The following is a 7,615-nucleotide window of genomic DNA, read 5'->3' on the forward strand; positions in this document are numbered from 1 at the left end:
GAAATGAACAACACAAACTGTCATTAACAGGGCAGGTTGTGTTGTTCAATGAAAGTCTTGAATAGCACTGCGTGATAATTAGCGTTCCCGCAGTGCTTCGGCATTTGCTCGGATGATGGGTTTAAGCAAATAACTCAGAATGGTTTTCTTTCCGGTAATAATATCCACGGATGCTACCATGCCGGGAATAATCACCAGGGGTTTATCCTCAGTGCCCAAGTAATTTTTATCCGTGCGCAACCGAACGATATAAAAGCTATTGCCTTCTTTATCCGTCATGGTGTCAGGGCTAATTTGCTCAACTTTCCCTTTTAATCCACCATAGATCGTATAATCGTAGGCCGTCAGTTTGATTATTGCATTCTGACCGGCATGTAGAAAGGCAATATCTCGCGGTGAGATTTTTGCTTCAACCAGTAAATTTTCATCCAACGGAACTATTTCCACGATGTCGTTGCCCGGTTGGATAACGCCACCAATGGTATTGACCATCATCTGCTGCACAATGCCTTTCACCGGCGAGACCACCAGCGTGCGGTTTACGCGATCTTCCAGCGCCTTACCCGTGGCGGCTATCTTGTTCAGACTGGTTTGTGCTTCAGTCAACTGGGTCAGTGCATCGCTTTTATAGCGTCCGCGCGCTTCCTGAACCTTGTTTTCAATTTCCTTGATGGCAGAGTCAGCGCGAGGAATAGCCAGCGTCATGGATTCCAACTGCCCCTGCGTTTCCACTTCAGCCCGTTTCAACCGCAACACTTCGACTTTAGATATTGCACCCTCTGCAATCAATGGCTCTGACATTCTTATTTCTTGTTGCAGCAAATTGAGGCTATTACGAAATTGTGCCTGCTTGGCCACATAATCGCGCTGCTCCTGCTTTTTCTGCACCAGTTGCTCTTCCAGACCCGAGATCTCATTACGAAATTGTTGGCGTCTGCTGTTGTACAGGTCCATCTCGCCCTTGGCGATGGCAGGGGCTTTTTCTTTGATTTCTGCTGCGAAGTCTAATTCGCGATCGTTGATTTCAGCCGTTAACCGTTCGATACGCGAGAGCAGCCCCAGCCTGTCAGCCTCCGTCTCGCCAACGTTTGAGGCGAAGCGGGTGTCATCGAGTCGCAGTAACGGATCGCCCTGATTGACGATTTGCCCCTCGTGAACGTAAACCTCAGTGACGATACCGCCTTCCAGGTTCTGGATTTTTTGCAGACGGGATGACGGAATGGCCTTACCGTCGCCGCGCGTGACTTCATCAATACTGGCAAACGCGGCCCACAAGATGAAAAACAGGAAAAAAAAGAAAATCGCCCACAGCGTAATACGGATAGCTTTGGGAGAATCTTCCAGCATCGCGCGGCTGACCTCAGGAATTGCCTGAAGCGTTTCTCGATCCCTGCGGGAGAAATAGCGAAGGAAATCCGCGGTGCGTTTAGCGAGATGCATTGATCTGTCCTTTCTTTAACGCATCCATCACGATAGCCTTTGGACCATCGGCAATAATGCGGCCTTTATCGATAATGATTAAACGATCTACCAGGGCCAGCATGGAAACGCGGTGCGTCACCAACAGCAGGGTTTTATTTTGCAACACCGGCTGTAATGCCTGTTTTAAGCGGTCTTCGCTGGTGTTGTCCATTGAACTGGTGGGTTCATCTAACACCATGATCGGCGGATCGAGCAACAGCGCACGCGCGATGGCGACGGCCTGGCGCTGACCGCCAGAGAGTTGCAGGCCGCGCTCTCCCACCTGCAAGTTATAGCCATCCGCATGCAGGCGGGCGAATTCGTTGACGCCGGCGATTTCAGCGGCGCGCAGCATGGATTCATCATCAATATAGCGAGCACCGCTGATCAGGTTATCGCGCAGGGTGCCGCTGATCAGTTGAATATCCTGCGGTACATAGCCAATGTTGTGGCGCAAATCGCTGACATCCAACTGACGTGTGTCCACGCCGTCGATCAAAATATTCCCTTCGCTTGGCGGATAAAGATTGACGATCAGTTTTTCCAGCGAACTTTTGCCTGAACCACTTCGGCCAATGATGCCGACTTTTTCACCTGCGGCGATAGCGAGGTTGATGTTGTGCAAAGAGCGGTGCTTCTGTTCGGGATAGCTGAAGGTCACATCGCGGAATTCCAGGCTGCCCTGAATACGTTCGCGTTTAAGCGGCCGCTCATTTTCCTGGCGCTCTTGCGGCAACTGCATCATCTCTTCCGTGGTGGTCATGGTTATCTTGGCCTGCTGGTAACGCGCGACCAGACCCGATAGCTGACCAAGGGGCATGAGTGCGCGGCCACTGAGCATGTAGCTGGCAATCAATCCCCCCATACTGAGTTTGCCATCAATCAACAGGTAGACGCCTGCGATAATCATCACCACCCCGGCGATTTGCTGGAACCCCATTGTCAGGTTGACGGCCAGAGAAGAAAGCGCTTTAGCGCGCATTTCCAATCGGCTGAGGCTTCCCAACGTTTGTTCCCAACTGTGCTGGCGCTCGCTCTGGGCATTATTGACCTTCAACGCATCCAGGCTGCTGAGTGTTTCTATCAGGGTGGCTTGGCGCTCGCTTGCCAGTTCCATCGTCTTGCTGATGGTATCAACCAGCGGTTTTTGCAGCGCCCAACTGACGGCTAAGGCGATGGGATAGGTGAGTATGGGCACCCACACCAACGGACCGCCAATCAGGCCAATCACCAGCAATAGCAGCAGCGTGAACGGGAAATCGATCAGAGTGGTCAGGGTCAGCGAGGAGAGGAAATCCCTCAACGATTGAAATTCATGAATATTTTGCGCGAAACTGCCGACGCGGGCCGGGCGCGCAACCATCGACATCCCGATGATGCGTTCAAACAGCGAGGCGGAGATGATCAGGTCGGTCTTTTTTCCTGCCATATCGAGGCAAATGCCACGCAGCGTTTTCAGGATAAGATCGAAAATAAACGCACCAATAACGCCAATGGCCAACACCCAAAGGGTTGCCGTTGCTTGATTGGGCACCACTCTGTCATACACATTCATCACGAACAGCGGCGTGGCGAGTGCGATGATATTGATAACAAAACTGGCCAGCACCGCATCGGCATACAGGAAGCGCGACAGCCTCAGCGTGTCCTTGAACCAGGATTTGGTGTGTGGGATAAGCGATTCGTTTTGGATATCAAAAGCGTGTCTGGGTTGTGCAAACAGCACCAGACCAAGATAATTCTCCTGAAGCGTGTTGCGATCGACGCGTATCTCGCCGCCTTCCGTCTCACTCGGCATGATGCGTGCGGAACCATCGTCGTTCCAGCCAAGCAGTACCGCCGAGCGGCCTTCCCGCAGCAATAACATCGCAGGTAGCGACATATCGGGAATGCCATCCAGCGGGCGTTTTAATACCCGGCCTTGCAGCCCTGCGCGGCTGGCCGCGCGTGGCAGCAATGGCACCGTCAGGCGCTGTTTTGCCAAAGGAAGACCCGCAGTAAGCGTCGCACGACTCGCAGACTTGCCCTGTAGCGCGCACAAAATCAACAAACCATCCAGTAACGGATCGTCATGACGGGTGCGAGGATCGTTGTGTTCATGCGCAACGGGCGCTTCCGGAGTATCGATATCCTCGACGGAATGTAACTTCATCTCACTGATCTTCCCTTACATAACACAGTCTGCCGTGCTTACCACACGCTTGATAGGTGCGATAAAACACGGCAGACAAACGAGCCACGGCCTCGTGCAACCCACTGTCGTTTCCGACGCAGATGCTAGTTTAACGAAGGCAAATCCACATCTGCCGTGACGTTATCCAAACTTTGTCCCGCTGTTGGGCTCTGGATTGAGAGATTGCGCAGCAGGTCTCCCATTCTGGCCTTGATACGATACTCGGTAAACCTCTCAATGAATTGAATCTCTACCAGACGACGCTGTGCGGTGAGAAGTTCATTTTCACTGTCCAGCAAATCCAGCAGTGTACGTTCGCCAATGCTGAATTGCTTTTGGTAAGCCGTGCGAACTTTCGTACTGCGATCGGCATACTCGGCTGCGATGGGGATTTGCTGGCGGGCGTTATTCAGCGCCGTCCAGGCAAGACGCAGTTCTTCGTTCAACTGACGCAGCGTGTTGTTGCGAATATCCTGTGCCTCTTTGATTTGATACGCTTTTGCATCCGCGTTGGCCTTATTGCTTCCTCCCTGATAGAGGTTGTAACGCATTCTGACCATCGCCTGCCACTCGTTGCTTTGTCCGCGTACGCCGTCCACGTTGTTATTCATATTGCGGTCGAGCTCGACGTTGACACGAGGATAATAGGAGGACTTTGCAGCCTCATATTGTTGTTGTGTCGCTGTGATGTCAGATTCGGCGGATTTGAGGATCGGGCTGTTGGTCAGCATGACGCGCCGGGCCTCTGCCAGCGAGGCGGGAATGGTTAACAATGCGGTATCTGGCAGTATCAGATTATCGGGCTCGATACCTGTAACGCTAAAGTAGTTGGTCTTTGCGTCGTCCAGATTGGTCTGCTCGGTAAGCAGATTGTTCCTGGCCTGTGCCAAACGCGCTTCTGCCTGCTCGAGATCTGCCAGACGCGCAACGCCTTGCTGGCTGCGCAGCCGGATCTGATCGTAGATACGCTCGTGATTAGCGAGATTGTTTTGTGCCAGTTTGACAAATTCTGCCCGTTGCAGCACATCAAGGTAAACCTGGACGGTATTCAAGGCCACGTTCTCAGACGTGTTCAGTACTTTATAGGCGCGAGAGTTAACGGTAGCGCGCTGCCGACCGACTTCACTCGACGTAGCAAACCCGTCAAACAGCGTTTGTTGTAAAGTGATACTGGATTCACGGCGTTGCAGTTCTGTTTTGCCGCCGCTGGCGCGTGTAGAAACGGTATCCGTTTGCTCACGACCGGTCCCTGCGTTCATATTGATTGACGGCAAGTATCCGCCCTTGGCGGAGCGTAAATCATGATCGGCGGAGAGCCGACTGTTCACCGACGCACTGACTTCGGGATGCGTGGCAAGAGTTTGTTTGATTACATCCTGTAAAGTCGCGGCGCTGGAGGGCTGTGCGACCATAATCCCTAAAGGTAAAAAAGCGTATCGAAATACAGGTAGCATAATGCTGTTTTCCTTTATGGCATGTAAACGCTGTGATTAATTTGAATGCTTGGTTTTTTTTGTGATTATTCTTAATTTACCCTCACGCCTTTTTTTCTCAATAGCACACCGCGAGAGTTTTGAAACTCCTTTATGATCAGTTGATTGTATTGTTATCTCATTCTGATTCAAGGTCTGAGAAATATTTGATGCTCTTTTGTATTAAAGTTTGTAGCAAGAATATTCCGAATTTTTTATGATTATGCTGAGCGAGTCAAGTGATTGACGCTTATACCGTCATTTTTTGCTCCGGCAAACCGGTTTTCTCCATCATGGTTAACTCATTAGTACGCTAAGTGGTTAACATTTCTGGAGCGCCGTTTTTTTGCTTAAGCAAGTGTACGGTCAACGCGCGTTGATTGATGACTGCACAGTTTCAAGGCCAGGAGAGCAAATCGCAGATTTACCCATCAGGATGATGTTGATATCCCCTTACAACAACTCAATATCTGTATAAAAATAATTATAGATATCAAGGAGAAGCCGTAGTGAATAGCGTAATCGGTATCATTAAATTCGTTATCGGGCAAGTCTTCGTCATTTCTCTTGATGGCACACAGCGGTTATTAACGGCAGGTGACAAAATTTATCGTGGCGAAGAAATCGTCACGGGCGGTGACGGTTCGGTGTCTATCACGTTGCCGGACGGAAAAACCCTGGATGTTGGGAGAAACAGCCAGTGGAGTGACACTACCAGCGTAGTGCCGCAAGCTACCGCGCAAGACGCTCAGGATGTGGCAGCATTACAGGATGCCATCGCACAAGGCGCTGACCCGACTCAAGTGCTGGAAGCGCCAGCCGCGGGTAATACTGACGTTGGCGAAGCGGGCGACGGTGGTGGCAGTCACGTCAATGCTGCCGATATGGTCTTTGGCTTGACAGGGCAGGTGGTTGAGGCTACTGCGGGTTATGATACCCAAGGGCTGGCATTTGCCGCGACGTCTACCGACGATCTGACAGGCGCTGATGCTGCCAATCGCGCCGCCGCAGCCAGCAGCGAAACGACACCGGATACTACGCCTCCTGCGTTGACCATTGTTATCAATCCTGATGGCTCGGTGACCTTCACCTTTACCAAGCCGCCAGTCGGTTTTGATGCCAGTGATGTGAGCGTGAGCAACGGCACGCTCACCAATCTGGTTCAGGATCCCACCGATCCTACCCGCTGGACGGGTACGCTCACCCCAAATCCCAATTTTGAAGGGACGGTCACTGTCACCGTGCCTGATGGTTCATATAGCGATGAAAACGGCATTCCTGGTACGGGCGGGCAGGATTCGGTAACCGTCGATACGTTGCCCCCTGATGCAGGCATTGCGATCGATCTCATTGCCAATGACGATGTTGTTAACGCAGAAGAGGCCGGACAAAGTCAAACCATTGGTGGAACGGTATCGGGTGACGTGAAGGCGGGTGATACCGTCACGCTGACGATTGGTAATGAACGTTATACCACCACGGTGAATGCGGATGGAAAAACGTGGAGCGTGAGCGGCGTGCCGGGTAGCGTGCTGGCAAGTAACAGCGCTGTTAATGCCTCTGTGACCACTTCCGATGAGGCGGGTAACCAGACTACTGCCAATGCTACACGCCCTTACGGGGTCGATACCTCTGCCCCAGACGTTGCGATTACCCACTTCGCGGGTGACGACGGCTTTATTAATAGCGCTGAGTCGACAGCGACCGTTATCAGCGGGACCAGCAGTGAGTCTTCCGTAGACCTGACGTTCACGGACGTTAACGGCAAGGTAGTCACGATCGTTGGCGTGCCGGTGGTGAACGGCCAGTGGAGCACCTCTGTTGATCTGAGCGGTCTGGCGGAAGGCAAGATCGACGCCAAAGCCACCGCCACCGATCCGGCCGGCAATCAGGCACACGACACCGCCAATTCCACCCTGGACGTCACCGGCCCGAGTGTCGATATCGAGCACTTCGCCGGAGACGATGGCTTTATCAATACTGCGGAATCCACCGCCACCCCAGTCAGCGGCACCAGCAGCGAGAAGACGGTCGATCTGGTGTTTACCGACGTCAATGGCAAGACGGTAGAGGTCAAGAATGTCAGCGTGGTGGACGGCAAGTGGAGCACCACGGCGGATCTGAGCAGTCTGGCGGAGGGCAAGGTGGAAGCCAAAGCCACCGCTACGGACCCGGCGGGTAATCAGGCGCACGACACTGCCAACTCGACGCTGGATGTCACTGGCCCGAGCGTCGATATCGAGCACTTTGCCGGCGACGATGGCTTTATCAATACCAGCGAGTCCACCGCCACCCCAGTCAGCGGCACCAGCAGCGAGAAGACCGTGGATCTGGTGTTTACCGACGTCAATGGCAAAACCGTGGAAGTGAAAAACGTCAGCGTGGTGGACGGCAAATGGAGCACCACGGCCGATCTGAGCAGTCTGGCGGAGGGCAAGGTGGAAGCCAAAGCCACCGCCACTGACCCGGCCGGTAATCAGGCGCACGACACCGCCAACTCGACGCTGGA

Annotated in this window: 4 protein-coding genes; 1 reads left to right on the forward strand and 3 read right to left on the reverse strand. The window is 52.8% G+C overall.

Annotated elements, in window-relative coordinates:
* Window positions 1–78: 78 nt before the first annotated feature.
* The 3 genes from J5069_RS23165 to J5069_RS23175 all read right to left on the reverse strand — a co-directional run bounded on the left by J5069_RS23165 (window position 79) and on the right by J5069_RS23175 (window position 5,046).
* A complete protein-coding gene (locus J5069_RS23165) occupies window positions 79–1,440 on the reverse strand; it encodes an HlyD family type I secretion periplasmic adaptor subunit (RefSeq protein WP_264646043.1) in 1,362 nt (453 codons plus the stop codon).
* Window positions 1,427–3,613: a type I secretion system permease/ATPase gene (locus J5069_RS23170; RefSeq protein ID WP_264646044.1), complete on the reverse strand. Its 2,187-nt coding sequence runs from the start codon at window positions 3,611–3,613 to the stop codon at window positions 1,427–1,429. The genes J5069_RS23165 and J5069_RS23170 overlap by 14 nt, the downstream gene beginning before the upstream one ends.
* A 125-nt stretch (window positions 3,614–3,738) precedes the next feature.
* Complete coding sequence (locus J5069_RS23175; protein ID WP_413542276.1) at window positions 3,739–5,046, reverse strand: TolC family outer membrane protein; 1,308 nt, start codon at window positions 5,044–5,046, stop codon at window positions 3,739–3,741.
* A gap of 569 nt (window positions 5,047–5,615) precedes the next feature.
* Between J5069_RS23175 and J5069_RS23180 the strand changes: the two genes are divergently transcribed.
* Window positions 5,616–7,615: retention module-containing protein (locus tag J5069_RS23180; protein ID WP_264646046.1), on the forward strand; the 2,000-nt coding region annotated here is incomplete at its 3' end.

Origin of the sequence: Candidatus Symbiopectobacterium sp. NZEC127, from assembly GCF_025962675.1 — a bacterium.
Taxonomy (GTDB): Bacteria; Pseudomonadota; Gammaproteobacteria; order Enterobacterales; family Enterobacteriaceae; genus Symbiopectobacterium.